This window comes from Bradyrhizobium sp., from assembly GCF_049519115.1.
In the GTDB taxonomy this organism is placed as follows: domain Bacteria; phylum Pseudomonadota; class Alphaproteobacteria; order Rhizobiales; family Xanthobacteraceae; genus Bradyrhizobium.
On the sequence record NZ_JBEKRB010000001.1, the window covers coordinates 347,595 to 373,615 of the forward strand.

The window sequence follows — 26,021 nt, forward strand, 5'->3', positions numbered from 1 at the left end:
CCCCCTGAAAGGGGGGAGGGTTGGGGTGGGGGTCAATCACAACGCTTAGAGAAAGTCGCAAGGCTTGGAAAAGCGACCCCCTCCCGGTTCGCTTCGAAGCGCAAGGGTACTTCTCGGCTCACCGACCTCCCCCTTTCAGGGGGAGGTGAAGAAGCGTCGAACTTGCATGCGATTGCGTTGCTGCAACGGAATAAGAAGATTGCGTCCGCTACTTCCCCATCCCCGCATTGACCCGCGGCAGGACTTTTTCCGCCATCAGGATCATCGACTGGCGGCCGAGTTCGCGGTCCTGCCAGTCCTTGCCGGCATAAAGCAGCGTGCCGAAGGTGCCGACCTCTTCCTGAAACGCCAGCAACTGATCGGCGACGCTTTCCGGCGTGCCGTGGATGATGAGCTTGTCGCAGATCGATTCCAGCGTCACCTCGTCGTCGGGCTGATCGCGCCGGGTCTTGAAAAGTTCGAGGCGGCCGTTCTTCTTCAGCTTGGTGAAAAGCGAACGATAGTAGAAAGCGTAAGGACCATTGGGATCGGTCGCATAGGCTTTGGCGGTTGCGGCGTCCTTCGCGACAAACACGCTTTTGGCGACGCGCCAGTTGGCGGGATCGGCGGGCCGGCCGCCGCGCTCGCAGCCCTCGACATATTTCGGCCAGTGGCTCTTCACCCAGGCCGGCATCAAAAAATTCGCCGAGATTGGTTCCCAGCCGCGAACGGCGGCTTCGGTAACGCCTTTCGAGAAGGGCGCCACGGCGGTGACGACGATCGGCGGATGCGGCCGCTGCAACGGCTTGGCAATAAAGCCTTGCCCGATATCGGCCATCAGCGTCCGTTCAACCGAGATGTTCCAGTACTTGCCCTTGATGTCGTAGGGCGGTTCGCTGGCCCAGATTTCAAGCACCTGGTTGATCGCTTCCAGGAACATCTCGTTGCGGTTGGCGTCGAGATTGCCGAACAGTTCGGCGTCCGACAGAAGCCCGCCGGGGCTGATGCCGAAGATCAGTCGCCCGTCCAGCATATGATCGAGCATCGCGAGGCTCGCGGCGGTCGTCGCGGGGTGGGTGTTCGGCATGTTGATGGTGCCGGTGCCGAGCTTGATTTGTTTGGTTGCAGCCGCAATCCAGGCCAGGAACGCCACGCAAGAGGTGATGTTTTCGGCCTTATCGGTCACATGCTCGCCGACATAGGCTTCCGTGAAACCGAGCTCGTCGGCCAGAACGAACGCCTCGCGATCTTCGCGGAGCGAAACCCGCCAATCCTTGTCGAGAGGATGGATCGGCATGGTAAAGAAACCCAATTTCATCGCGCGTTGGCTCCCGAAAGACGTATCTAGGCATTTGCCTCTCATTATGGCCGATATCGGAAACGCGAGCCACCGGAAATAATCGTTCGATAAACAAACTTGACCTTTGACGGGCCGCCCCGTCTAATCCTTGGAAAAATCGCAGGGAGGCCCGAACCTTGGCAGCCGGGGCATGACGGCAGCGCATCCCATTTCGCTCGAGGTCAACGGCGAGCGCGTCGAAGCGCTGATTTCGCCGCGGATCAATCTTGCGGATTTTTTGCGCGAACACCTCAAGCTGACCGGCACGCATGTCGGATGCGAGCATGGCGTATGCGGCGCATGCACCATCCGCGTGAATGGCGAGATCATTCGCTCCTGCTTGATGCTCGCGGTGCAGGCGAACGAAGCTTCGGTCGAAACTATCGAGGGCCTGTCGGACTCCGGCGAAATATCGGACCTTCAGGCGGCCTTTCGCGAACGCAATGCGTTGCAGTGCGGCTTCTGCACGCCGGGAATGCTGATATCAGCGCAGGATCTGATCAAAAATGAGAGCGAGCCGGACCGGGAGCGGATCCGCGAACATCTCTCGGGCAATTACTGCCGCTGCACCGGCTATCAGGCGATCGTCGATGCGGTCGAGGCTACCGTCAAAGCGCGCAAAAGCGGTAACAAGAGCCGCGCATGAACAAGCCCGAAGGCAACCCGCAAACCTTGTCGGAGCTCGACCGGCCCAACTCCTACATCGGCAAGTCGGTGCCGCGTCCCAATCTCGACCGGTTGCTGCAAGGGCGCGGGCTCTATGTCAGCGATCTCGAACTGCCGCGGATGACGCATGTGGTGTTCGTCCGCTCGCCCTATGCCCACGCCAGGATCGTCGCCATCGATACGAGCGCGCCGAAGAAAATGCCCGGCGTGATCGCCGTTGTCACCGGCGAGGAACTGGCCGCCGTCATCACGCCGTGGGTGGGCGTGCTCTCGCATCTGAAGGGACTGAAGTCGGCGCCGCAGCGCGCGATCGCGGTCGAAAAAGTCTGCTGGCAGGGCGAGGCCGTCGTGGCGGTGGTGGCCACCAGCCGCGCCGCGGCCGAGGACGCCGCCGAAGCGGTGAGCGTGGACTATGAGGAATTGGAGGCGGTCACGGACATGCGTACCGCGCTCGATACCGAAACGCCGGTGATCCATGCCTCGCTGGGCGACAACCTTGCCTTCGAACGCGTGCTCGATGCCGGCGCCGTCGATGCAGCGTTTGCGGAATCAGATGAGGTCGCCGAGGCCGAATTCGTGTTCGGCCGTCACACCGGCGTGACGCTGGAACCGCGTGCGGTGGTCGCGGACTGGAACGCGGCGGAAGTGCGGCTCACGATCTATCAGGGTACGCAGGCGCCGCACATGGTGCGGAATATCGCAGCACTTCATCTTGGCCTCGAGGAGGCACAGGTCCGCGTGATCTGCAAGGACGTCGGCGGCTCGTTCGGCATCAAGGTCCACATCTATGCCGACGAGATGGCGACCTACGCGCTGTCGAAAATGCTGCGGCGGCCGGTCAAATACGTGGCCGACCGGATGGAAAGCTTCAACACCGATATCCATGCCCGCGACCATCGTTGTCGGGGGCGCATCGGCGTCAAGCGCGACGGTACCATCACGGCGTTTGAAATCGACGATCTCACCGGCATTGGTCCGTATTCGATGTATCCGCGCACCAGCGCGATCGAGGCCAACCAGGTTGTCAATCTCGTCGGCGGCCCCTACACGACGAAGAACTATCGCGCCCGCACCCGCGTCGTGTTCCAGAATAAAAACGTGATGTGCCAGTACCGCGCGGTCGGACATCCCATTGCGTGTTCGGTCACCGAAGGTTTGGTCGATCTTGCCGCGATGAAAATCGGCATGGACCCGGTCGAGATTCGCCGGCGCAACCTCATTGCCGACGATGCCTATCCGTGCACGTCGGCTTCGGGCCTCCGTTTCGAATTGCTGTCGCATCATCAATCCCTGAACAAGCTGCTCAAGATGATGGACTACGACGCGTTGCGCGCCGAGCAGGCGGGCTTGCGCAAACAAAACATCCATCGCGGTATCGGCATTGCGAGCTTCATCGAAGTCACCAATCCGAGCGCGGCGTTTTATGGTGTCGGCGGCGCCAAAATCTCCTCGCAGGATGGCGTGGCGGTGCGACTCGACGCGCAAGGCGCGGTGTTCGTCCAGACCAGTATCACCGAGCAAGGGCAGGGCTCGGAGTCGCTCACGGCGCAAATCGTCGGCAGCGTGCTCGGCGTGTCGATGGAGAAGGTGCGCGTCATGTCAGGTGACACCGATCAGACGCCCTATGGCGGCGGAACCTGGGCCTCGCGCGGCGCCGGTATTGGCGGCGAGGCGGCGCTTCAGGCCGCCAAGGTCCTCAAACGAAATATTCTGGATGTGGCCGCCGCGATTTTGCAGTCCACCCCGTCAGAACTCGACATCGCCAATAATGCGATCGTCACCGCTAATGACGGTACGCCACGAATTGAGCTGCGCGAACTCGCGCGCATCGTTTATTTCCGCCCTGATACCTTGCCGCCGGGCATTCAGCCGGAGCTGATGGCGACGCGTCATTATGTGCCGCGCGAATATCCGTTCGCCTTCACCAACGGCGTTCAGGCGTCATGGCTGGAGGTCGATATCGACACCGGCTTCGTCAAACTACTCAAGCATTGGGTCGTGGAAGATTGTGGCACCATCATCAATCCGCAATTGGTCGACGAACAGATCCGCGGCGGCGTGGTGCAGGGCCTTGGTGCGGCGTTGTTCGAAAAATGCCTCTATGACGAGCGTGGACAACTGACCAACGCCAACATGGCGGAGTATCTGGTGCCGATGTCGGGCGAGATGCCCGATATGGAAATCGGCCATATCGTGTCGCCGACGGCAGACAGCGAACTCGGCGCCAAGGGCGCGGGCGAGGCAGGCACTGCCGGCGCGGCCGCCGTGGTGGCCAATGCCGTCAACGATGCGCTTGCGCCATTTGGCGCCGTCATCACGGAAATCCCGCTGACGCCGGAACTGATCCTGACGGCGTTAAAACGAATCTGAGACCGCCCACGCTTGCCGGCGTTATTTTGATCGATGCCACGTCGAGATCCGTTCGCTCAGATCGGCACACACGCGGCCGAGCACGTCGGCATAGTCGCGGGTCGCCGTTTGCCGATACAGGCGCGCCGTCGGATACCATGGGCTGTCGTCGCGATCGGGCAACCAACGATAGTCCGGCAAATAGGGCAGGAGGATCCATACGGATGCACCGATTGCGCCGGCAAGATGCGCGACGCTGGTGGCGACCGAGATCACCAGATCCAGATGCTGGATCAGCGACACCGTGTCGGCAAAGTTCTCAAGTCTGGATGCCGCGTCAAGAACGTCGCTGCGCTCGCGCAGGAGCGCGAGATCGGCTTCTCGTGCGTTCTTCTGAAGGCTGACGAACGTCGCGTCGACCCCGAACAGCGGCGTCAGCGATTCAAACGGAACAGAGCGCCGGTGATCATTCGCGTGTGTAGGGTTGCCCGACCAAACGATTCCGACCCGCGGCCGGTCGTGAGGGCCGAGTAAAGCGTCCCAGCCTCCGATCGGTGCGTGGACCGAAAACTGCGGGACGGGCGGAATGGTTTCGAGCCGGGTATCGAACGCCAGCGGAAGGCTCGCCAGCGGGCAGTGAAAGTCGTGATCCGGCAATGTCCCCGTCCGGTCCACGCATTGCGCCACGCCCTTGACGCCTGTCATTAATTCCTTGAGCGGCCGATCGATCTCCAGGATTGCTCCACGCTCCGCCAAAAGCGGAACATAACGACAAAATTGAATCGCATCGCCACTGTTCGGATCGAGCGCGAGCACCGCCTGGTAGCTCTTCAAGGCTTCATCGGGCCGCAACAGATGATCAAGGCAGGTTCCGAGATTAGCGTGCCCACTGATCAGATCCGGCTTGAGAGCGACAGCGCGCCTTGAATCGGTCAGCGCCTCCTCCAGGCGATCATTCGCCATCAGGAGGCTGCCTCGATTGATGAAGGCTTCGGCAAAATCGGGAGCAAGTCAATGGCGCGATCGAGCGCGGCGAACGCCTCATCGAAGCGTTTGAGCTGGTTCAGGGCACCGCCGAGATTGCAGAAAGCAACGGCGCGGCGGGAATCGATCTCGGTCGCCTTGCGATAGTGTGTGACGGCTTCCTCGGGTTGGCCCATTCCGAGCAGGAGGTTGCCAAGCTTGATTCTAGCGTCATAGTTTTTTGGGCCGCAAGCGCCATCGTATAACAGGCCGCCGCTTCTTCCAGCCGCTTGAGAGCCTGAAGACAAACGCCCTTGCCGATCAGGGTCTCGGGCCGGCCGGGATGGATCGCATGGGATTGTTCGAATTTCGTGAGCGCTTCGCCATGCCGCTGGAGTTCGATCAGCAGCAATCCGCTTTTGTTGACGGCGTCAAGATGGCGCGGATCGAGCAACACTGCGCGATCATAGGCGAGTAGCGCGTCCTGGAAGCTCCTCTGTTGGCGCGAGAGATCGCCAAGTCTGACCCAGACATCGGCGTCGTCCGGCTTGAGCTTGAGCGCGATGTAAAAAGCTCTTTTGCGCCTCTGCATGGCGATTGCGGCGGGCTAGCAAGCTTCCGAGATCGGAAAAATAATCCGGATTGTCTTGTCTGATGCGGATCGCACGCGCGATGAAATCGATGGCGCCGTCGATCTTGTCGGCCTGCGCCTGAAGCAGGCCGGCGAGATAAAGGGAATCGGCGTGTTCAGGCTCCAGTGCCAACGCTCGCCGTATCCGCTCTTCGGCGACCGCAAACCGTCCAGCCTGGAAATGGCGCAAGCCGGCAGTATGGAGCGAAGCGGCCGAATCGTTCGGCGAACTGCCGGTGCTGCCGCTGGCGCGGAACTGCTTGCGCTTCATTGGATGGTTTCAGGACAGTCGCCACGCAAGCGGTAGCTGATTCCTGGCCCGTGAGAAACCATTGCCCTTGAGCGCGCTCCGATCAGGGCACCCCCAAGCGCAGCGGTAGCCGGATGGGTTGCAATCCCCCTAAGGTACCCAATTCCTTAGTTTAAAATCGCCGTTTGATCCCCCACTCGGAAAGATCATTCTTTTTTTCCTCCACACTATTGCCGCGCCGAGAAATATAATCCTACCTCTTCCGTGGCGACCTTTGGGGCTCTTTTGGCGTGATCGATCCGATCTATGTGGTTTCCGGCTTCGGCGTCGGCCTTCTGGTCGGCATGACCGGTGTTGGCGGCGGATCGCTGATGACGCCGATCCTGATTTTGTTGTTCGGCGTTCACCCCTCCACGGCCGTCGGCACCGATCTGTTGTATGCGGCAGCCACCAAGAGCGGTGGCGTCGCCGTCCATGGCTGGGCGCGCACCATCCATTGGCCGGCGGTGATCCGGCTTGCCGCGGGCAGCGTACCGGCGAGCCTCCTGACACTGCTCGTGCTCTGGCAGCTTGATCTGTCGACCGGAGCGGCGCGCAGCCTGGTCAATTCCGTATTATGTTTTGCGCTGATATTGACCGCGACCGCGCTCATTTTCCGCAAGCTTGTTATCGACAAATTACGCGTTCGCATGGAGCGCGTGGACGACGCGACAATCGCCCGTGCCACGGTGCTGGTCGGCGTGGTCCTCGGCGTGCTGGTGTCGATCTCTTCAGTGGGCGCTGGCGCGGTCGGCGTCACCGCATTGCTGCTGCTTTATCCGCAACAGCCGATGGTGCGGATTGTCGGTTCCGATATCGCGCACGCCGTGCCGCTGACGCTGGTCGCAGGTATCGGGCACTGGATCATGGGGTCGACCGACTGGCAGTTATTGGGCGTGCTCCTGATCGGCTCGCTGCCGGGGATTGCGATCGGCAGCTATTTTGCGGTCCGCGTCCCCGAAACCGCGTTGCGGCTGCTGCTGGCCGGGATCCTGATCGTGGTAGCCGGCAGGCTCGGCGCGGAGCAGTGGAACTCGCTCGGCTCCAACCTTGCCGCGGTGACCGAGCGCGCTACCGAGCCAGCGCCTGTCGGTGCGCCGCCTGCGCAGATCGTGGTGCCGATTGCGGTTGGCGCGCGCCCGGCCAACTGAATCAGATCTTTCGGCCTAAGCCCTCGACCGGCGGATTTGTTTGCCAAAGCTTGAAGTATAAAATATATCCGAACCCGAGGCCTTTGAAACCATTCGGGGAGATGGCGCGTGACGAGACTGCCGCATTCCCCGCATGCCGTCGTGACTGGTGCGGCGCGGGGCATTGGCCGGGAAATCGCCGCTCAATTGACCAAAGTGGGCGCCGTCGTCACCGCGCTCGGCCGCCAAAGCGCCGCCCTTGACGAACTGGTCGCCCAAGGCATTGCGCAATTTTCCGCCGTCGCTGACGTCACCGATCCGGCTGCGGTCGGTGCCGCGATGCGAGAGGCGGCTGCGCGCCGACCGATCGATATCCTGATTGCCAACGCAGGCGCGGCCGAATCCGCGAGCTTTGCCAAATCGGACGCCGCGCTGTTCCAGCGCATGATGGACGTCAATTTCATGGGCGTGGTCCACTGCGTCCGGGCGGTGCTGCCGTCGATGCGCGAGCGGCCGCAGGGCCGGATCATCGCGATCGCTTCAACCGCCGGCCTGAAAGGCTACGCTTATGTCAGCGCCTATGCTGCGGCCAAGCACGCGGTAATTGGCCTGGTTCGCTCGCTGGCGCTGGAACTCGCGACGACACGCGTCACCGTCAATGCGGTCTGTCCCGGATTTACCGACACCGATCTCATTGCCGGCAGCATCGACGTCATCATGAAAAAGACCGGCCGCGATCGTCTCGCTGCCATCGCTGAGTTGACCAAACACAATCCGCAAGGCCGGCTTGTTTCGCCTGCGGAAGTCGCCGACACGGTGCTCTGGCTGTGCGGCGAGGGCGCGGGTGCGGTCACTGGGCAGGCGATTGCGGTCGCGGGCGGGGAAGTTTGACGCCAGCGGCGTCGAGAGAGGAAACGTCACATGAGCCAACCAGCCAATCCCGTCACGTTGCCGCTCGCGCAATATCAGCCGAAGCATTTCCTTTTGAAGGTGGAGGCGGGCGTCGCCAACGTGACGCTGAATCGTCCCGAGCGGAAAAACCCGCTGACGTTCGACAGCTACCGTGAACTGGCGGATTTCTTTCGCGCGGCCACCTTCGACGACGAGGTGAAGGCCGTGGTGGTGTCGGGCGCCGGCGGCAATTTTTCGTCCGGCGGCGACGTGTTCGAGATCATCGGGCCACTTGTCAAAATGGACACCAAGGGCTTGACCGCCTTCACGCGCATGACCGGCGAACTCGTCAAGGCCATGCGCGCCTGCCCGCAGCCGATCGTCTCGGCGGTCGAAGGCATCTGCGCCGGTGCCGGCGCCATCATCGCGATGGCTTCCGACATGCGGCTGGCGGCAACCGGCACCAAGGTCGCCTTCCTGTTCAATAAAGTGGGGCTTGCCGGCTGCGACATGGGCGCGTGTGCGATCCTGCCGCGCATCATCGGACAAGCGCGCGCTTCGGAATTGTTGTTCACCGGCCGCTTCATGAGTGCGGAGGAGGGCGAGCGCTGGGGCTTCTTCAGCCGTGTCGTCACGCCGTCAGAAGTGCTATCTCAGGCGGTGGAGCTCGCCAGCGACATCGCGGCCGGGCCGACGTTTGCCAACACCATGACCAAGCGGATGCTGGCGATGGAATGGGCGATGTCGGTCGAGGAAGCCATCGAGGCCGAGGCGATCGCGCAGGCGTTGTGCATGACGACGGAAGATTTCACCCGGGCGTTCGAGGCTTTTGCGGCTAAGCAAAAGCCGGTGTTCAAGGGGAATTGAGCAGCAGGCGTCTGCGGCCGGCTTACCGATGGCGGCATGCCTATCAGCGTCGTCATGCCCCGCGCAGGCGGGGCATCCAGTATTCCAGAGACCTTTCCATTAGCGCGGCCGCCGCGGCGTACTGGATCGCCCGGTCAAGCCGGGCGATGACAATCAACGAGTGGGGGGCCTATATAAGACGCCAGGCAGCCAAAATTGAAGCCGGCCGAAAGTCGCTTGCCGACCAATTGTTTTAGGTTTAAAATAGTTCCCGGCTTTCGAAAACGGCCGACGAGGTTCCCATGAAGGTCGCGATCATCGGCGGTGGACCGGCCGGTCTTTACTCGGCGATCCTGCTCAAAAAGCAGCGGCCGGAGGCCGACGTCACGGTTTACGAACGCAACCGTCCCGACGACACCTTCGGTTTCGGCGTGGTTTTCTCGGACGCAACCCTCGACAATTTCGAGAAATACGATCCGCCGAGCTATCGCCGGATCACGCAGGAATTCGCCTATTGGGACGATATCGCCGTGCACTTCCGCGGCACGGTACATCGCGTCGGCGGCAACGGCTTTTGCGGCTGTTCGCGCCGCCAGTTGCTCCTGATCTTGCAGGAACGCGCGCGCGAACTCGGTGTCCGGCTGATCTTCGAAACCGACATCGACGATGAGGCGCGGTTCGCCGACGCCGACCTCGTGGTGCTGGCCGACGGCATCAACAGCCGCTTCCGCGAGAAATACGCCGAGCATTTCGAGCCCGAAGTGGACCTGCGCTCCAACGTGTTTGCCTGGATGGGCTCGACACGGCCGCTCGACGCCTTCACCTTCATCTTCCAGGAAACGGAGTGGGGACCGTTCGTCGCCCACGCCTACCAATATGAAGTCGGGCGATCGACCTGGATTTTCGAGACCGATCCCGAAACTTTCAAGCGCGCTGGCCTGACGGGCCTGAACGAGAAGCAATCCGCCGATCGCATGGCGGAAATCTTCAGCTGGTTCCTCGAGGGACATCCGCTCCTCACCAACCGCTCGATGTGGCGGAATTTCCCGATGATCCGCAGCCAGCGCTGGGTCAAGGACAACATGGTGCTGCTCGGCGATGCCAAGGCGACTGCGCATTTCTCGATCGGCTCCGGCACCAAGCTTGCGATGGAGGATGCGATCGCGTTGGCCGATGCCATGGAGCGTGCACCCACTGTCCAGGCTGCGCTCGCGACTTACGAGCAGGGCCGCCGCGAGGAAGTCGAGAAGACCCAGCATGCAGCGGATGTGTCGCTGGTCTGGTTCGAGCACGTCGATCGGTTCTGGGATTTCGATCCCGTGCAATTTGCGTTCGGCGTGATGACGCGCGCCAAGGCCATCACCTACGACAATCTGACGCTGCGCGCGCCGGAGTTCGTCGGCGAGGTCGACAGGGCCTTCGCGCGCCATGTGCGCGACCAGGGCTTTGACGTCGAGGTCGAAAAACCCTTGGCCCCGATGTTCCAGCCGTTTCGATTGCGCGAGATGACGGTCGCCAATCGCGCGGTGGTCTCGCCGATGTGCATGTATTCGGCCGACGACGGCGTGCCGGGCGATTTTCATCTGGTGCATTACGGCTCCCGCGCGCTCGGCGGGGCCGGCTTGATCTTCACCGAGATGACGTGCGTGGGGCGCGCCGCTCGGATCACGCCGGGCTGTACTGGTTTGTGGAATGGCGAGCAGGAAAAAGCCTGGCGGCGCATTGTCGATTTTGTGCATGCCAATTCCGCGGCAAAAATCTGCCTCCAGCTTGGCCATGCCGGCCGCAAGGGCGCGACCAAACTGATGTGGGACGGCATCGACCGCCCGCTCGAGCAAGGCGGCTGGGATGTGATCTCGGCCTCGTCAATTCCTTATTTTCCCGACAGCCAGGTGCCGCGCGAGATGGACCGCGCCGCGATGGATGCGGTCAAGGCCGAGTTCGTCGCCGCCAGCCAGCGCGGTGAATCCTGCGGCTTCGATATGCTGGAGCTGCACTGCGCCCACGGCTATCTGCTCGCGAGCTTCATTTCGCCGCTGACTAATCAGCGCACCGACCAATATGGCGGATCGCTGGAAAATCGCCTGCGCTATCCGCTGGAAATATTCGAGGCGATGCGATCGGTCTGGCCTTCACACAAGCCGATGTCGGTGCGCATTTCCGCAACCGACTGGGCCGAAGGCGGCATCACCGGCGACGACGCAGTTCAGATCGCGCGGGCGTTTGCGGAAAGAGGCGTCGATCTTGTCGACGTGTCGACCGGGCAAACCGTGCGCGACGCGCAACCGATCTATGGCCGCATGTTCCAGACGCCGTTCTCGGATCAGGTGCGCAACGAAGCGCGGGTGGCGACCATGTGCGTCGGCAATATCACCACGGCCGATCAGGTTAACACCATCCTTGCCGCCGGGCGGGCCGACCTCGTGGCGCTCGGCCGTCCGCACCTCGTCGACCCCGCGTTTACGATCAAAGCCGCGGCCTGGTATGGCGCGCAGGATACGTTCTGTCCGCCGCAATATTTGCCCGGCAAGGAGCAGATTTTCCGCAACAGCGTGCGGGACCGGCAGGATTTCGAGGAGCTTAAAATTAAGGCTAAGCCGAAGACCCGGGCCGAGCTCAAGGCGGAGGCCACAAAGCCGCTTGCGGCCGAATAGGCCGGGTGGCACGCTACATCTGCTCCCTCGCCCCGCAGTTGCGGGGGAGGTGAGAGAGTGGGTTGAGTGGAGTAAGCGATGAAGGCGATTATCGTCGGCGGCGGCATTGGTGGGCTGACCACGGCCTTGATGTTGCGGGCGCGCGGCATCGGCTGCGAGCTGTTCGAGCAGGCCGATACCATCCGCGAACTCGGCGTCGGCATCAACACGCTGCCGCATGCGATCCGCGAACTCGCAGGCCTCGGTCTTTTGCAAAAGCTCGACGACGTAGCGATCCGCACCGACGTGCTTTATTATCTCAACCGCCACGGCCAGGAGGTCTGGCGCGACGTTCGCGGCGTCGATGCCGGCCATGACGTGCCGCAATTCTCGATCCACCGCGGGCGCTTGCAGAACGTCATCCTTCAGGCGGTCGAAGAACGGCTCGGCAAGGAAGTCATTCACACCGGTCATCGCCTCGGCGCCTTTACCCAGGACGAGGGCGGGGTGTCCGCGCATTTCTTCGACCGCTTAGGCCACCACATCAAGAGCGTGCGCGGCGACATCCTGATCGGCGCCGACGGCATTCATTCGCGCGTGCGCGAGACGTTGTTTCCGACCGAAGGTCTGCCGTGCTGGAACGGCCTGATGCTCTGGCGCGGCGCGCGCGACTGGCCGATGTTCTTGACCGGCCGCTCGATGATCGTGGCCGGCGGCCTCAACGCCAAGGTCGTGGTTTATCCGATCGCCGAAGGCTCGAGCCCGTCGAACCGCCTGACCAACTGGGCGGTGCTGGTGAAGGTCGGCGACGGCAACTCCGCGCCGCCGCGCCGTGAGGACTGGTCGCGGCCTGGCCGCCGCGAGGAATTGATGCCGCATGTCGCGCGATTCTCGGTGCCGCATGTCGATGTCGCGAGCCTCATCACCGCGACGCCGGAATTTTACGAATATCCGACCTGCGACCGCGATCCCTTGCCCTACTGGTCGAGCGGCCGCGTCACGTTGCTCGGCGATGCCGCCCACCCGATGTATCCGGTCGGTTCAAACGGCGCGTCGCAGGCAATTCTGGACGCGCGGTGCCTCGCTGATTTGCTGGCGCACGCCGAACATCCGCGTCAGGCGCTGGTTGCTTACGAGCAGAAGCGCCTGCCGATGACGGCCGAGATCGTGCGTTCCAACCGCCGCGGCGGGCCGGAAGGCGTCATCGATGCGGTCGAGCAGCTCGCGCCCGATGGATTTAGCGATATCGACAAGGTGCTGAGTTACGCCCAGCGCGAAGCGATCGTGCGTGGCTATGCCAGCAAAGCCGGCTTTGCGGCGGTGCCGGGATTGGCGGCGGTGCGGGGGTAACTTTCGGCCGCGATGCCGTTGGAGACTTGCTTTCGTCATGCCCGGCCTTGTGCCGGGCATCCACGTCTTTGAACGGACTTGGTAGGTAAGACGTGGATGGCCGGGACGAAGCCCGGCCATGACAGTCTCAAAGTTAATCGCTCCCTGTGGGAATAGCTTCACGCGCCCGGAGGCGGGGGCAGGAAGTGGATGTTGTGCTCGGCGGCCAGCGCCACCACGGTTTCCGGATTCTGTTCTTTCAAATTGTGAATGCCCCAGAACAGGTCATAGAGTTTTTGCGTCGGTGAAACCCAGAACAGCACCTTCACGACCTGATCGGACTTGTTGAAGATGCCGTGCGGAATGCCCATGCCGAGCCGCACCAGATCGCCGGGTGTGGCCTGCGCATCGGCGCCGCCAAGCATGAAGTCGAGCTTGCCTTCCAGCAAATAGAGATATTCGTCCTGGTCGGGATGGATGTGCGGCGGCACGAAGGTACCGGGCGGAAACGTCGCATGCCATGAGAAGCTATTGTCGGTGTGGCTCTTCGGGACATAGGTCTGGCCGAGAATGTTCCAGGAGATGCCCTGAATGCCTTCGTTGGCACGGGTGATGCCGGTGATCTCGCTTGTCATGCTGTCTAGCTCCCTCGTTACGCTAACTTAGTTACCCGGCACGCATTCCTTGGCGTAGCGGTCGCCGTAATTCTCGAACACCTTCTGCACGATCTCGGTTTCGAATTTGCCGTCGGCGCGCTTGGCGACCTTGGTCAGATAGAAATCCTGGATCGGATAGCCGTTGACGTTGAATTTGAAGTTGCCGCGCAGCGAGGTGAAATCGGCTTTCTTTAGCGCAGCCGCGACCGCATCCTTGTTGGCGAGGTCGCCCTTGACGCCCTTCACCGCGCTGTCGATCAGAAGTGCGGCGTCATAGCCCTGCATCGCGTAGGTGCCGGGCACGTTGTTATAGGCCGCTTCGTAGCTAGCTACGAATTTCCTGCTCTGCGGATTGTTGAGGTCCGGCGCCCAGTCCGCGCCGCCGAACATGCCGACCGCCGCATCCTGTTGCGCCGGCAGCGTCGATTCATCGACCGTGAAGGCCGACAGCACCGGGATCTGATCGGCAAGGCCCGCCTGCTTGTATTGTTTGACGAGGCTCACGCCCATGCCACCCGGCATGAAGGTGAAGACGGCATCCGGCTTTTGCGAAGCGATCTTGGACAATTCGACCTGGAAATCGAGGGTGCCGAGCGGCACGTAGCTTTCCTCGGTGATCTCGCCCTTGTAATCGAGCTTGAAGCCGGCCGCGGAATCCTTGCCGGCCTGATAGTTCGGCACCATCACGTAAACGCGCTTGTAGCCGCGATCCTGCGCGACCTTGCCGAGGATCTCATGCACCTGATCGTTCTGGTAGGAAGTGACATAGAAGAACGGACTGCAATTCTTGCCCGCGTAACTCGAGGGTCCGGCGTTCGGTGAGATCAGGAAGGTCTTGGTATCGGTGACCGGCTTGTGGATCGCCTGAAGGATATTGGAAAAAATCGGACCGACGACAAAATCGACCTTGTCGCGTTCGAGCAGGCCTTTGACCTTGGAGACCGCGGCATCAGGCTTGAGCTCGTCGTCGACGACGACGACCTCGACGTCCCGGCCGCCCATCTTGCCGCCGAGATCCCTCACCGCGAGGTTAAAGCCGTCGCGGACCTGAACGCCCAACGAGGCGGCAGGACCCGACAGGGTCACGATCAGGCCGATTTTCAGCTTCTCTTGTGCAGCCGCTGGAACAGCGAAAATCCCGCACACGGCCGCGAGCGCGGCGCATTTCATTAGCTGACGCATAACCTCATCTCCCTTGTTCGCCCGCGTGACGGACGGACCCCATAAGTGCCGCCCGGTAGCTTATGCCGATCACGGTGTGACCGGCAAGCGACGACCGCTCACCATGCCAAGCTGGCATGAGCGTTAACCCAACGCCGTCACGGCGTTACATGCAAGGGGCGCGCCAGTTGTTTGAACCTTAAAGAAATTTGCAAAAACCGCCGAACCGGCCGTATCGGGTGCGCGTTTTTTGACTTGAAGCGGCGCTTCAATTACGTGAAGGTCAAAAAAATGGTTGCAGCATGATCCTCGATTCCGAGACCAAGGCCGTCGAGCTTCCCGGAGATCACGGCAGCGAGCTTCGGCTCTGGCTGCGGCTCTTGACGTGCACGACCCTGATCGAGGGCGAGGTCCGCAGCCGCTTGCGTGAGCGGTTCGACGTCACCTTGCCGCGTTTCGACCTGATGGCCCAGCTCGACAAGGTGCCTGAAGGCATGACGCTGTCGGATGTCTCGAAAAGAATGATGGTCAGTAACGGCAACGTCACGGGCCTGGTCGAGCGACTGGTCGAGTCCGGCCATCTCGACCGGCGGACATCGGCGAATGACCGGCGGGTGCAGGTGATCCGGCTGACGAAAGCCGGCCGGGCCGAATTCCGCAAGATGGCCACTGAACATGAAAACTGGATTGCCGATATTTTTTCCGGCCTTTCGCCGAAAGAAGTCCGCGAGCTGATGCGGCTGTTGGCCAAGACCAAAGCGTCCGCGCACAAGTCCGCGCAAGGCAAAACCTAGCAACGCAAAGCGTTAAGGATCTGGATATCGCCGTGACCGGGGTCGATTACGAGGTCGAATATAACAACCGGGCGCGCGTTCCCGAAAACCCCGAGCTGATGGCGGGCTGGGCGAGGGATGCGGCGGCCTATCGCGAGCAGCGTGCGCCGCGCCGGATCGCTTACGGGCCGGGGCCGCGTCATGTGATCGATGTCTTTGCCGGCGAGGGCCAAAACAAAGAGCAAAGCGACGCACCGCTTGTCGTCTTCATTCACGGCGGCTATTGGCAGGCGCTGGACGGTTCGTGGTTCAGTCACATGGCGCGCGGGCTCAACGCGCATGGAATTGGCGTCGCCGTTCCGACCTACGACCTTTGCCCCCAGGTTTCGGTGGCTGACATCATCATGCAGATGCGCGAGGCGATGCGCGAACTCGCGGAGCTGTCGGGGCGGCTCATCGTCAGCGGCCATTCCGCCGGCGGGCATCTCGCCGCTTGCATGCTGGCGACCGACTGGAAGGCTTACGACGAGTACCTGCCGCCGCAGCTCGTGAGCGCGGCCCATGCGATCTCCGGCCTGTTCGATCTTCTGCCGCTGGTTCCGACCTCCATCAACAAGGCGTTGGGCCTCGATGAAGCCTCGGCCCGCGCCGCAAGCCCGCTGTTCTGGCAACCTCCCGCCCATGGCAGCCTCGATGCGGTCGTGGGGGAAGCGGAAAGCGCGGAATATCACCGGCAAAGCCGAAGCATTGTCGAGGCGTGGGGTGGGGCCGGCATCGCCACGCAATTCGGCACCGTTCCCGCCGCAAATCACTTCACCGCGATTGCGCCGCTGGCGGACCCTGCTTCTCCCATGACCTTGCGGCTGAAGGAATTGGCGGGGCGTTAGCCCGGTCGCCCATAAAAGGCTCATACGAGCCCACTTGCGCCAAATTACTTTAAGTATAAAATGTTTTCCGCGGGCGGCAAAGCGGCTGGCCGTTCGGCGTTATGGCCGCGATCCCGAGAAACGGGGGACGACGGAAATGTCTGGTCGAATTTCCCCATCGCTTGGCCCATCCGGCCACGTCGATGATTTTACCCGGCGAAACCTGCCGCCATTCGAGCTGTGGCCCGAGCTGCTGCTCGATCGCGCGGAATTTCAATATCCGGAATATCTCAACGCCGCGGTCGAACTGACCGACCGGAACGTCGAGAAAGGATTCGGCGATCACATCGCGCTGATCGGCAACGGCCGCCAGCGCACCTACAAGGAACTCGCCGACTGGTCAAACCGCCTGGCGCATGCGCTGGTGGAGAATTACGGCGTCAAGCCCGGCAACCGCGTGCTCATTCGTTCCGGCAACAATCCGGCGCTGGTCGCCGCGTGGCTGGCCGCGACCAAAGCGGGCGCGGTGGTCGTCAACACCATGCCGCTGCTTCGTGCCGGCGAATTGAGCAAGATCATCGACAAGGCCGAGATCGCGCTGGCGCTGACCGACAGCCGCATTGCCGACGAACTGGTCGCCTGCGCCAAGACCAGCCGCTTCCTCAAGCAGGTCGTCAATTTCGACGGCACCTCCAACCATGACGCCGAGCTCGATCGCGTGGCGTTGAGCAAGCCGGTTCGTTTCGAGGCGGTCAAGACCGGCCGCGACGACGTCGCGCTACTCGGCTTCACCTCGGGCACCACGGGCGAGCCAAAGGCGACGATGCACTTCCATCGCGATCTCCTGATGATCGCGGATGGCTATGCGAAAGAGATTCTTAAAGTGACGCCGGACGACGTGTTCGTCGGATCGCCGCCGCTCGCCTTTACTTTCGGGCTCGGGGGCCTTGCGATCTTTCCGCTGCGCTTTGCCGCCACCGCGACGCTGCTTGAAAACGCCGCCCCTCCTGAAATGATCAAGATCATCGAGACGTATAAAGCCACGATCTGCTTCACCTCGCCGACGGCCTATCGCGCGATGATGACGGCGATGGATCAGGGCGCGGATTTGTCGTCGTTGCGGCTGGCGGTTTCGGCCGGCGAGACCTTGCCCGCACCGGTGTTCGAGAGCTGGACCAAAAAGACCGGCAAGACCATTCTCGACGGCATCGGCTCTACCGAGATGCTGCACATCTTTATCAGCAATCGAACGGGTAGCGCCGCCGCGGGCACGACCGGAACGCCGGTTGCCGGCTATGAGGCCAAGATCGTCGACGAGAACATGAAAGAGTTGCCGGCGGGCGCGATCGGCAAGCTCGCGGTGCGCGGGCCGACCGGTTGCCGTTATCTCGCCGACACCAGGCAAACCAATTATGTGCGCGATGGCTGGAATCTTACTGGCGATTCCTTCACCCGCGATGAAGCGGGTCACTTTTCCTTTGTGGCGCGTTCGGACGATATGATCATTTCTTCCGGCTATAACATCGCCGGGCCCGAGGTCGAGGCTGCGCTGTTGAGTCATCCCTCGGTCGCCGAATGCGGCGTGGTCGGCGCGCCCGACGAGGCGCGCGGCATGATCGTCAAGGCCTATATCGTGCTGACTTCGAGCGCGACCGCGTGCGAGGCGCTGACCTCCGAATTGCAGGACCACGTCAAGCAGGCGATCGCGCCGTATAAATATCCGCGCGCGATCGAATATGTAGCTCAACTGCCGAAGACCGAAACCGGCAAGCTCAAGCGTTTTGCGCTCAGACAAATCGCGCAAGGCGTCTCGAGCGGCGTTGCGGCCGAATGAACAGGGAGGATGATCGGTGAACCCTTCGAAAGGTCCGGCTTCTGCCGTCCTCTCCGAAAGCGAGACGGGGATGCGGATTCTGCAACCGAGCGGCTGGCCGGCGCCGAAAGGATATGCCAATGGCATGTCCGCCGAGGGCCGCCTGGTCGTGACCGGCGGGGTGATCGGCTGGGACGTTCATGGGCAGTTGCCGCCGGATTTCATCGCGCAAGTGCGCCAGACCTTGCGCAATATCGCAGCCATTCTGGAGGCGGGCGATGCGCGGCCGGAGCACCTGGTTCGACTGACCTGGTACGTGGTCGATATGGACGAATATCTCGCAAGCCTGAAAGCACTCGGGCAGGTCTATCGCGAGGTTTTCGGCGCGCATTATCCGGCGATGGCGCTGGTGCAGGTCGTGAGGCTGGTCGAGAAGGCGGCGAGAGTCGAAATCGAGGCCACGGCGGTCGTGCCGCGCTAACAGTGTTCTCTTTCGCCTCTCCCCGCTTGCGGGGAGAGGTTAAAAGAAAGCACTAGCTGCCAGAAATCTTCGGCGGCTCAAGCGCCGCCAGTTCTTCATAGGCGCTGGTCGCCTTTCGCAGCAGGCGCTTTTTTTGTTTGGGCTGGAGCGCGAGATCGTTTCCATCCATCTTGTCTTCGCCGAGCGCGGCCGCGAGCGCGCGGAAACGCGCATCGTCGTTCAACTGTCCGAGCGACTTCTGAGCCTTGCGTAACGCTTTCAGCATCGCTTGCCGCGCTGGCGTCTCGCTGGACGGGGCCAGTTCCGCCGCCGCCTCGATTGCATAACTCAGCCGCTTGTTGGCCAAGCGCACCCGGTGGCGCTTGCGTGCGCCGAATTCCTTCAGCTTGCGGCTTTTCTTCGAAAGCTTCGCTCGCCACGCCTTTAACGTGTCCGAGCAGTATTGGTCGGCCGGCTGCGCGCGCAGCTCAGCGGCCTTTTTTGCTCGCTTGCGCGACCAGTCGCCGTTCTCGATCCAGGCAGTGAGATCCGCAATCAGCCGCCGGTATCGCGGCGAACGAAGCGCGCGGGTCAAATGACGCTGGCAGGCGGCCCGCTCCTGTTTCCAGGGCCGATCGCTTGCCCCCGTTCGATCCCTGATTTTCGCCAGCCGCTCGAGAGCGACATCGAGATCGCGGACGATGCCGAGATGGGCGTTCAGCCACTTTAATTCCGCGGCAAGTCGCAGCTGTTCGTCGCCAGCAACCATGGGCGAGAACAAGGCAATTGTGGTCTTGAGCCGTGTCATCGCGACGCGCATCGCGTGCAGCGCGTTGGCTTCGCCCGCGCACGTAGCCGGATGCTGCGCCGTCAACTGGCAGAGATAGTGGGTCGCGCCCGTCCGAAACGCCGTCTCGCAGGTCATCGAACCCCGGAACAATGGGGCCTGCTTTATCGATGTTTTAACTTTAAATGTGACGGTTTCGCCCATCGGAACAGGGTGCCCCGCGAGCGCCTTGTTGACAACAGGGCTTGTTCCCGGGCGATCTTTACGGCACTACTGGGAAATTCCCTGAATCCTTGCTCGGGGCGAATTTTTTAAAGCTGCACCCGGCTGTCACAACCGTTGCCCCGGCCGGACGATCCGATGGCCATTTGGCAGGGTTGGCGCGCCGGCGCATCGAACCGGAGAACGGTTACGTGTCCCAGGACAAGACGATCGAACCTCGGCAGGTAACGAGCAGCAAATTGGCGGTGCTGCGCGGGCACTCGATTTTTTGCGACCTTGATGCAGACGCCTTCGAGCAGCTTTGCCGCTACGCCAAACATGCCACGCTGAAGCGCGGGGCGACGATCTTTTCCAAGGGCGATCCCGGAAACAGCCTGATTGCGGTGATATCGGGCACGGTGAAGATCAGTATTTCCTCGGCCGATGGCCGTAGCGCAATCCTCAATTTGATCGGGCCCGGCGAGATCGTCGGCGAGGTCGCCGTGCTCGATGGCCATGCGCGGACGGCCGATGCCACCGCCAACAGCAACTGTGAAATTTTCGTCATCGACCGCCGCGAGTTCCTGCCCTTCGTGCGAAGCCAGCCGGCCTTAGCGATGAAATTCATCGAACTGTTATGCGCGCGGCTGCGCTGGACCTCCGACCAGGTCGAAGAGGTCATCTTGCAGGATCTGCCGGGCCGGCTTGCCAGCGCCCTGATCCGTCTCACCGAACGGCACAAGGTGGCGCAGGGCGGCCGCACCATCGCGGTCACCCAGCAGGAAATCAGCGAGATGGTCGGCATGTCCCGCGAGAGCATCAACAAGCAGTTGCGCGCCTGGGCCACCCGCAACTGGGTTCGCCTCGAACACGGCGCCATCGTCGTGCTCAACCTCGAACCGTTGCAGGAAATCGCGGGCTCGGAAGTGCAAGAAAGTTAACGCGCGAAAAGCACGGTCGCGTTGTGAAGCAGTTCACACGCGTATGATGGCGATCAGGTTAGAAGTGGCATTGAGGGACCATCCCCGAAGTGGAGGCGTCCATGCATGCTCCGTTCGACCGATCGCGCAAGAGCGACGACGACACCAAACCGAGAAGCGGCGCTGGATTTCTCATCCTGCCCGTGCTGATGGCGATTGTGCTGATTGCCCTGACAATCTTCCATCCGAGGGCATCCCTTTGGATATCGCAGGCCGTGCAGGCGGAGTTTGGCGGTAGCGGTATCGCCGACGACATGCCGGTAGAGACCGTGCAACAACCGGGCATGGCACTTCCGATGCGGACCGTCCGCGCCAATTGAAGTGTGCCCCGAGTGCAAGGTTATCAGAGATAACCCTCGCCGGCCTCAGCGGCAAAGCGGCCAGGATCGCCTTCCCAGACGATCCGCGCATGTTCGAGCACATAGACGCGATCGGCATGCGGAAGCGCAAACGTCACGTTCTGTTCGCCCAACAATACCGTGATTGGCGTGGTCTGACGCAGCCGCTCCAGTGCCTTGGATAGTTGCTCCAGGATGACCGGGGCGAGGCCGAGCGTCGGCTCATCCAGGATCAGGATCTTGGGCTGCATCATCAGCGCCCGGCCGATCGCGAGCATTTGCTGCTCGCCGCCGGAGAGCGTCTGCGCCATCTGGCCTTGACGCTCCTTCAGGATCGGAAATAGCTCGAACAGCCAGGCGAGCTGCTTCTCGCGAACTTCGTCAGTCAAATGCTGGCCGCCGAGGTCGAGATTTTCCCGCACGCTCATCTCGCCGAACAATTCGCGCGATTCCGGGCATTGCACGACGCCGCTGCGCGCGATCTTGGCGGGACTGATGCCGCGCAGTTTTTCGCCGTCGCGGATGATGTCGCCGCTATAGGGCAAAAAGCCCGAGATGGTGTTGAACAACGTGGTCTTGCCGGCGCCGTTCAAGCCGACCACCGAGACGAATTCGCCCTGATGGACGTGGATCGATACGCTCTCGAGCGCCTGCGCCTTGCCGTAGAACACGCTGACGTTCTCGACCTGCAACAACGGCAACTTGTCCTTGAAGCTGGTCTCGGGCCGTGCCGAGGTCTCGATCGTGCCGCCGAGATAGACGCGCCGCACGGTCTCGTTGCGCATGACCTCGTCGGCGCGGCCGGTGACGATCTCCTCGCCGAGATACATCGCGAGCACGCGATCGACCAATGCCGCGACGCTCTTGACGTTGTGGTCGACCAGCAGCACCGCACGGCCTTCGTCGCGGAAACTCTTGATCAGTTCAGAGAAGGTGCCGACTTCGGCGAGCGTCAATCCGGCAAAGGGTTCATCGACCAGCACCACCTTGGGATCCCGCGCGATCGCTTTGGCGAGTTCGAGCCGTCTGAGATCCGCAAAGGGCAGCGTCGGCGGACGGCGATCCATCACCGAGCCCAAACCGACGCGGTTGGCGATCCACTTGGCGCGCTCGGTCAGCGCCTTGTCCGGAAACAGCATGAACAGGCTGTCCGGCAGCAGCGCCACCATGATGTTCTCCAGCACCGTCTGCCGGTTGAGCGGCCGCGAGTGCTGGAACACCATGCCAAAGCCCTTGCGCGCGATCTGGTGCGCCGGCATTCCTGCGACGTTCTCGCCCTGGAAAATGACTTCACCCGCGGTCGGTCGTTCGATGCCCATGATCGATTTCATCGCGGTCGATTTGCCGGAGCCGTTCGGGCCGATCAGGCCGAAGATTTCGCCGGCGTGAACCTCGAGATCGAGTTTCTTCACGGCCGTAAGGCCGCCGTAACGCTTGGTGAGGCCGCGGACTTCGAGCACCGGCGGATTATTGTTGGTCGCATCCATTATGAGCGCCCCTCATGCGAGAGGGCAGCGCCCAGGAAGCCGCCGGGGAAGAACAGCACGACAAGAAGGGCGACCGCCGAGACGATGAAGGTCGCAAGCTCGCCTGTGGGGCGCAAGAATTCACCGGCGACGATCAGGAAGATCGCGCCGAGTGCGGCGCCCAGCACGGTACGGCGTCCGCCGAGCACGGCGGCGACGATCACATTCACCCCGACCGCGACGTCGACGACGGTGCCGACCGAGGCGGTGCCGAAATAGAAGACGAGAAGCGCGCCGGAGAGGCCGGAGAAGAACGCACTGACGATGAAGGCGGCAAGTTTATGTTTGACGATGTTGAAGCCGAGCGCGCCGGCCTGCACCGGGTCCTGGCCGCTCGCCTGCAACACCAGACCGATCGGCGATTGCGACAGGCCATACAGAATCAGCGCGCTGATGGTCATGAAGCCGAGCGCGATCCAGTAATTCGCGCTGGCGTTGATGGTGATGACATCGGGAATGGTCAGGCCGATCTCGCCGCCGGTCAGATCGGCAAACACGACGACGAAATTTTGCAGCATCAGCACCGCGACTAGGGTGGTCAGGCCGAAATAGGGGCCGCGCACGCGCAGCGCAGGCAGCGCCAGCACCACGCCGGCGACAACGGACGCCAGCGCGCCGAGCACGATGCAGAGATAGACCGACCAGCCGTACTGGTTGTTAAGAATGCCGGCCGTATAGGCGCCGACGCCGATCAGGAAGGTCGGGCCGAAATTGACCTCGCCGGCAAAGCCGAACAAAAGGTCCCACGACATCGCGAACACACCGAAGTAATAGGCGACCGTAAGCAGCCCAAGGATATAGCCGGAAACATAGAGCGGCAGCGTCGAAGCAATGATGACGATCGCTAATGAGACGAAGAACAGCCGTGACTTGAAGAAACCGCCCATCTTCATCGCCTCCCGAGCAGGCCTTGCGGCCGCACATACATCACAGCGACCAGCAGCAGAAGGGCAGGGATGGTCCGGTAGGCCGGCGAGACCAGATAAGCCGTGAGGGTTTCGAGATAGCCAACGACAAAAGCCGCAATCAGCGAACCCGACACACTGCCGAGACCGCCGAGCACCACGATCGAGAACGCGCTCGCGGTTAGCGGCCCGACGCTGTAGGAGCTGACCCCTAAGAACATGCCGAGCAGCACGCCGGCAATGCCGGCGAGAATACCGTAGATCGCCCAGACCACGACATAGATGTTGCCGAGTTCGAGGCCAAGCAGCGTCACGCCGCGCGGATTCATCGAGGCCGCCAGCACCGCCTTGCCGGTGCGGGTGCGGTTGACGAGCAGCCAGAGCAGCGCGATCACCAAGCAGCAGACGAAGGCGGTGAAGATTTCATTGCGCGGTGTGCGCACGCCGAGGATATCGACCACGCCTTCGACAATCGGCAGCACGGTCTTGGCGTTGTTGGTGAAGAAATAGGCGATCAGTTCCTGGATCATGATGCCCCAGAGCAACGTGCCCGTGAGGACGAAGATTTCCTTCTCCTCATTGGGAATGCGCCGCGACTTCTGGATCGGCTGCACCACCGCGAAGTAAGTGATCAGCGCGGACACCAGCGCTACCGCTACGCCGACCAGCGCGCCGGAATAGGTGTCGACATGCAGCACGCTCGCAGCCGCCCATGCAGCCACCGCCGCCAGCACCATGAGGGCGCCATGGGACAGGTTAAGCACGCCGGAGACGCCGAAGATAAGGGTAAATCCGGTAGCGCCGAGCGCATACAAGGCGCTGATGGCAAAACCGTCGATCAGAATCTGAAACGCAAGCATTTATACGAGTGCCCGTTTTCCGAAGTTCGTCCTACGTCGCGGCACCCTCTTGCACGAACTTCGGAAAGCAAAGGGCACTCGCAAATCCATGATGATTTCAGTGCCGTGTTCCATTTGGAGTTCCTGGTTGGACCCGCGGCGAGTGATGCAGGAACTTCAAATAGACGGCACTGCTCGCGGCAGCCCCCGCTGCCTCCTCCTGGAAAGAGAACGTCACGCCAAGAAAAATGCTCCCGGGGTTCCGGGAGCATTTGCATGCCTTAGTTCGAGGTGACCTTGATGAAGCTTGGGAACTTCAACTTGGCCTTGGCGACTTCCGGCGGCCAGACGGCAACTTGCGCGCCATCCTGCCACTGCAGCATCAGGCCTGTGATCAGACCCTTGCCGTACTTGATCGAGTGGGTGAACGGGTCGTCCTTGCCGTAGAACTGGACGCGGCCGATGGTGCCGACCCAGTCGGTCTTCTCCAGCGCCTCGACCAGCTTGTCGGCGTCGGTCGAGCCGGCACGCTTCACGGCATCGGCGATGAAATAGACTTCGTCATAGGAGGTGTAGCCGGCGTAAGAGGGGAAGTTGCCGAACTTCGCCTTGAAGGCGTTGGCAAACGGCACGCTCTTCTCCGTCACCGGCACGCCAGGTCCCGACACGCCCTGATAGAGCACGCCGTCGGAGGCGTTGTTGCTGTCCTTGCCGAAGGTCTCGTTGGTGGCCTGCGAGGAAATGCCGAACATCGGGATCGGAACCTGCTGGTTCTTCCACTGCACCGTCGGCTGCACGCCGACATGCGAGATGCCGGTGATCATCACGTCGGGCTTTGCGCCTTCGATCTTGTTGAAGATCGGCGTGAAGTCGGTGGTGTCGGGCGAGAAGCGGATATGGTCGAGCACCTTCAGCCCGATCTTGGGCAGGCATTCCTCGTAACCGATGTCGAGCGGCTTGGTCCAGGCAGCGTCCTCGCTCATGATGACCGCGGTCTTCATCTGCTTCTGGTCGACCAGCAGTTCCTTGGCGGCGTCGCAGACCGACAGCGCCAGCGCGGCCGAGGTCAGGTAGCCGTGGAAGGTGTACTTGTTCTTCTCATAGTCGGCGTGAACGCTCTTGCTGATCTCGTTGGAGGCCGCACCCGGCGTGATGAAGGGTGTCTTCAGGCGCGAGGCCCAGGGTTCCAGCGCCAGCACCACTTCGCTGATATAGCTCGCGATGACAATGTTGACCTTGTCCTCGTTCACCGCGCGCTGGAAAGCGCGAACGGAATCGGCGGACGAGGAGTGGTTGTCATAGGTGATGATTTCGATCTTGCGTCCGTCGACGCCGCCCTTGGCGTTGATTTCGTCGGCGGCGAGCTGGGCGGCCTGCGGGATCGAGGCGCCGGCGATCGCTTGCGCTTCCGCGATGACGCCGATCTTGATCGGGTCGGCGGCGAGCGCCGGACCGGAAGCAGCCAGCACAAGGCCAAGGCCGAGAGCCGTCGCGCCGAGCAGCGAACGGAAAAGCGGCGTTCGATATGTAGATGTCATGACGTTCCTCTCCATGTCTTCAAGGCCCGGGCGGCTTTTGACGTCGCCGGGCTATTATTTCTGACCTTGGCGGCCTTGAGGTTATTGTAGCTGCGCTTGTGTCTCCAGCAAGCGAAACGGCGACAACCTGTTT

24 protein-coding genes and 1 pseudogene are annotated in these 26,021 nt (G+C 61.9%); 13 read left to right on the top strand and 12 right to left on the bottom strand.

Annotated elements, in window-relative coordinates:
- Nucleotides 1–208 precede the first annotated feature (208 nt).
- Nucleotides 209–1,297, bottom strand: a complete 1,089-nt coding sequence (locus ABSE61_RS01745; RefSeq protein ID WP_423869328.1) for an LLM class flavin-dependent oxidoreductase — start codon at nt 1,295–1,297, stop codon at nt 209–211.
- A 172-nt stretch (nt 1,298–1,469) separates the two neighbouring features.
- Between ABSE61_RS01745 and ABSE61_RS01750 the strand changes: the two genes are divergently transcribed.
- Both ABSE61_RS01750 and ABSE61_RS01755 read left to right on the top strand, forming a co-directional pair.
- Nucleotides 1,470–1,964 carry a (2Fe-2S)-binding protein gene (locus ABSE61_RS01750; RefSeq protein ID WP_423869329.1) on the top strand — a complete coding sequence of 165 codons (495 nt, stop codon included), beginning with the start codon at nt 1,470–1,472 and terminating at the stop codon, nt 1,962–1,964.
- Nucleotides 1,961–4,354, top strand: a complete 2,394-nt coding sequence (locus ABSE61_RS01755) for a xanthine dehydrogenase family protein molybdopterin-binding subunit (protein ID WP_423869330.1) — start codon at nt 1,961–1,963, stop codon at nt 4,352–4,354. The genes ABSE61_RS01750 and ABSE61_RS01755 overlap by 4 nt, the downstream gene beginning before the upstream one ends.
- A gap of 21 nt (nt 4,355–4,375) precedes the next feature.
- Here ABSE61_RS01755 and ABSE61_RS01760 read toward each other — a convergent pair whose 3' ends face one another.
- The 4 genes and pseudogenes from ABSE61_RS01760 to ABSE61_RS01775 form a co-directional block, all read right to left on the bottom strand.
- Nucleotides 4,376–5,296, bottom strand: a complete 921-nt coding sequence (locus ABSE61_RS01760; RefSeq protein WP_423869331.1) for a tetratricopeptide repeat protein — start codon at nt 5,294–5,296, stop codon at nt 4,376–4,378.
- The gene (locus ABSE61_RS01765; protein WP_423869332.1) at nt 5,296–5,493 is read right to left on the bottom strand and encodes a tetratricopeptide repeat protein; all 198 of its coding nucleotides are present in this window, start codon (nt 5,491–5,493) and stop codon (nt 5,296–5,298) included. Before ABSE61_RS01765 ends, ABSE61_RS01760 begins: the two co-directional genes overlap by 1 nt.
- A gap of 56 nt (nt 5,494–5,549) precedes the next feature.
- Nucleotides 5,550–5,861, bottom strand: a pseudogene (locus ABSE61_RS01770) (tetratricopeptide repeat protein); the annotation flags it as partial.
- Entirely contained in the window at nt 5,761–6,198 is a 438-nt protein-coding gene (locus ABSE61_RS01775) for a tetratricopeptide repeat protein (RefSeq protein WP_423869333.1), read from the bottom strand. The pseudogene ABSE61_RS01770 and the gene ABSE61_RS01775, both read right to left, overlap by 101 nt.
- 269 nt (nt 6,199–6,467) lie before the next feature.
- On the opposite strand from ABSE61_RS01775, the gene ABSE61_RS01780 reads away from it, so the two are divergent.
- From ABSE61_RS01780 to ABSE61_RS01800, 5 genes are all read left to right on the top strand, one after another.
- Nucleotides 6,468–7,367 carry a sulfite exporter TauE/SafE family protein gene (locus tag ABSE61_RS01780; protein WP_423869334.1) on the top strand — a complete coding sequence of 300 codons (900 nt, stop codon included), beginning with the start codon at nt 6,468–6,470 and terminating at the stop codon, nt 7,365–7,367.
- A 108-nt stretch (nt 7,368–7,475) separates the two neighbouring features.
- Nucleotides 7,476–8,237, top strand: coding sequence for an SDR family NAD(P)-dependent oxidoreductase (locus tag ABSE61_RS01785; protein WP_423869335.1), 762 nt, complete (start codon nt 7,476–7,478; stop codon nt 8,235–8,237).
- A 30-nt stretch (nt 8,238–8,267) separates the two neighbouring features.
- On the top strand, nt 8,268–9,104 hold the full coding sequence (locus ABSE61_RS01790; RefSeq protein WP_423869336.1) for an enoyl-CoA hydratase family protein: 837 nt from the start codon (nt 8,268–8,270) through the stop codon (nt 9,102–9,104).
- A 281-nt stretch (nt 9,105–9,385) separates the two neighbouring features.
- Nucleotides 9,386–11,737: a bifunctional salicylyl-CoA 5-hydroxylase/oxidoreductase gene (locus ABSE61_RS01795; protein WP_423869337.1), complete on the top strand. Its 2,352-nt coding sequence runs from the start codon at nt 9,386–9,388 to the stop codon at nt 11,735–11,737.
- 78 nt (nt 11,738–11,815) lie between these two features.
- Entirely contained in the window at nt 11,816–13,066 is a 1,251-nt protein-coding gene (locus ABSE61_RS01800; RefSeq protein WP_423869338.1) for a flavin-dependent oxidoreductase, read from the top strand.
- 158 nt (nt 13,067–13,224) lie between these two features.
- Here the strand turns inward: ABSE61_RS01800 and ABSE61_RS01805 are convergent, their stop codons facing one another.
- Together ABSE61_RS01805 and ABSE61_RS01810 are read right to left on the bottom strand one after the other, a co-directional pair.
- Nucleotides 13,225–13,680: a cupin domain-containing protein gene (locus ABSE61_RS01805; protein WP_423869339.1), complete on the bottom strand. Its 456-nt coding sequence runs from the start codon at nt 13,678–13,680 to the stop codon at nt 13,225–13,227.
- A 27-nt stretch (nt 13,681–13,707) separates the two neighbouring features.
- A complete protein-coding gene (locus tag ABSE61_RS01810) occupies nt 13,708–14,883 on the bottom strand; it encodes an ABC transporter substrate-binding protein (protein ID WP_423869340.1) in 1,176 nt (391 codons plus the stop codon).
- 281 nt (nt 14,884–15,164) lie between these two features.
- Here ABSE61_RS01810 and ABSE61_RS01815 point away from each other — a divergent pair, with 281 nt between their 5' ends.
- From ABSE61_RS01815 to ABSE61_RS01830, 4 genes are all read left to right on the top strand, one after another.
- A complete protein-coding gene (locus ABSE61_RS01815; protein WP_423869341.1) occupies nt 15,165–15,656 on the top strand; it encodes a MarR family winged helix-turn-helix transcriptional regulator in 492 nt (163 codons plus the stop codon).
- Nucleotides 15,657–15,688: 32 nt separating this feature from the next.
- Nucleotides 15,689–16,522: an alpha/beta hydrolase gene (locus ABSE61_RS01820; RefSeq protein WP_423869342.1), complete on the top strand. Its 834-nt coding sequence runs from the start codon at nt 15,689–15,691 to the stop codon at nt 16,520–16,522.
- 136 nt (nt 16,523–16,658) lie between these two features.
- Nucleotides 16,659–18,335: a benzoate-CoA ligase family protein gene (locus ABSE61_RS01825; RefSeq protein ID WP_423869343.1), complete on the top strand. Its 1,677-nt coding sequence runs from the start codon at nt 16,659–16,661 to the stop codon at nt 18,333–18,335.
- Nucleotides 18,336–18,405: 70 nt separating this feature from the next.
- Nucleotides 18,406–18,795, top strand: coding sequence for a RidA family protein (locus tag ABSE61_RS01830; RefSeq protein WP_423869363.1), 390 nt, complete (start codon nt 18,406–18,408; stop codon nt 18,793–18,795).
- A 52-nt stretch (nt 18,796–18,847) separates the two neighbouring features.
- Here ABSE61_RS01830 and ABSE61_RS01835 read toward each other — a convergent pair whose 3' ends face one another.
- The gene (locus tag ABSE61_RS01835; protein ID WP_423869344.1) at nt 18,848–19,699 is read right to left on the bottom strand and encodes a CHAD domain-containing protein; all 852 of its coding nucleotides are present in this window, start codon (nt 19,697–19,699) and stop codon (nt 18,848–18,850) included.
- 275 nt (nt 19,700–19,974) lie between these two features.
- Between ABSE61_RS01835 and ABSE61_RS01840 the strand changes: the two genes are divergently transcribed.
- Both ABSE61_RS01840 and ABSE61_RS01845 read left to right on the top strand, forming a co-directional pair.
- Nucleotides 19,975–20,703 (top strand): Crp/Fnr family transcriptional regulator, encoded by a 729-nt coding sequence (locus ABSE61_RS01840; protein WP_423869345.1) that lies wholly within the window; start codon nt 19,975–19,977, stop codon nt 20,701–20,703.
- A gap of 101 nt (nt 20,704–20,804) precedes the next feature.
- Complete coding sequence (locus ABSE61_RS01845) at nt 20,805–21,062, top strand: hypothetical protein (protein WP_423869346.1); 258 nt, start codon at nt 20,805–20,807, stop codon at nt 21,060–21,062.
- A gap of 23 nt (nt 21,063–21,085) precedes the next feature.
- Here the strand turns inward: ABSE61_RS01845 and ABSE61_RS01850 are convergent, their stop codons facing one another.
- The 4 genes from ABSE61_RS01850 to ABSE61_RS01865 form a co-directional block, all read right to left on the bottom strand.
- Nucleotides 21,086–22,567, bottom strand: coding sequence for an ATP-binding cassette domain-containing protein (locus ABSE61_RS01850; protein ID WP_423869347.1), 1,482 nt, complete (start codon nt 22,565–22,567; stop codon nt 21,086–21,088).
- Nucleotides 22,567–23,493, bottom strand: coding sequence for a branched-chain amino acid ABC transporter permease (locus ABSE61_RS01855; protein ID WP_423869348.1), 927 nt, complete (start codon nt 23,491–23,493; stop codon nt 22,567–22,569). The genes ABSE61_RS01850 and ABSE61_RS01855 overlap by 1 nt, the downstream gene beginning before the upstream one ends.
- A gap of 2 nt (nt 23,494–23,495) precedes the next feature.
- On the bottom strand, nt 23,496–24,371 hold the full coding sequence (locus ABSE61_RS01860; protein ID WP_423869349.1) for a branched-chain amino acid ABC transporter permease: 876 nt from the start codon (nt 24,369–24,371) through the stop codon (nt 23,496–23,498).
- A gap of 260 nt (nt 24,372–24,631) precedes the next feature.
- Complete coding sequence (locus tag ABSE61_RS01865; protein WP_423869350.1) at nt 24,632–25,888, bottom strand: ABC transporter substrate-binding protein; 1,257 nt, start codon at nt 25,886–25,888, stop codon at nt 24,632–24,634.
- Between the last annotated feature and the right edge of the window lie 133 nt (nt 25,889–26,021).